At 42.4% G+C, this 761-nt stretch carries 1 pseudogene; it reads left to right on the forward strand.

The annotated features are described in order from the left end of the window. Nucleotides 1–761, forward strand: a pseudogene (locus AC805_RS26410) (ATP-binding protein); the annotation flags it as partial.

The following is a 761-nucleotide window of genomic DNA, read 5'->3' on the forward strand; positions in this document are numbered from 1 at the left end:
CGTTCCTTTACTTTGAGTAATTTCACACTTGAGGATGTGAGGAATCTCTATCAGCAGCATACGGATGCGACTGGTCAGGTGTTTACACCCGAGGCAATTGATTTAGCCTTTCATTTGACACAGGGTCAGCCTTGGTTAGTCAATGCGATCGCTAAGGAAATTGTGGAATATATTACGAAAGATCCTGCAATTCCGATTACGGCTGATTTAGTGAATGAGGCTAAGGAGATTTTGATTAAGAGACAGGATACGCATTTGGATAGTCTTGCCGAAAGATTGCGGGAAGATAGAGTGAGGGTAATTATCCAACCAATTCTATCTGGGCAAGAACTAGTCAATATGCCCGAAGATGACTTACGCTTCGTACTTGATTTAGGTTTGTGCAGCCGAGATAGTCGCGGAGGTATTCAAATTGCTAATCCAATTTATCGAGAAATCATTCCTAAGGTATTAGCTTCGATAACGATCGCGTCTTTAACTTCAATTGCTCCAACATGGTTAGATAATGATGGGAACCTCAATCCTCAAGCACTGTTAGATTCTTTTATATTATTCTGGCGGCAGCATGGAGAGCCTTTATTTGACAGTACACCCTATCCAGAGATTGCGCCTCATATTGTATTGATGGCTTTTCTGCACCGTGTTGTTAATGGTGGTGGCACGTTGGAGAGAGAATATGCCATTGGTTCGGGAAGAATGGATATCTGTTTGCGCTATGGTAAGGTAACTTTGGCGATGGAGTTGAAGGTATGGGCTGATAA

This window comes from Pseudanabaena sp. 'Roaring Creek' (assembly GCF_001402795.1).
Classification (GTDB): domain Bacteria; phylum Cyanobacteriota; class Cyanobacteriia; order Pseudanabaenales; family Pseudanabaenaceae; genus Pseudanabaena.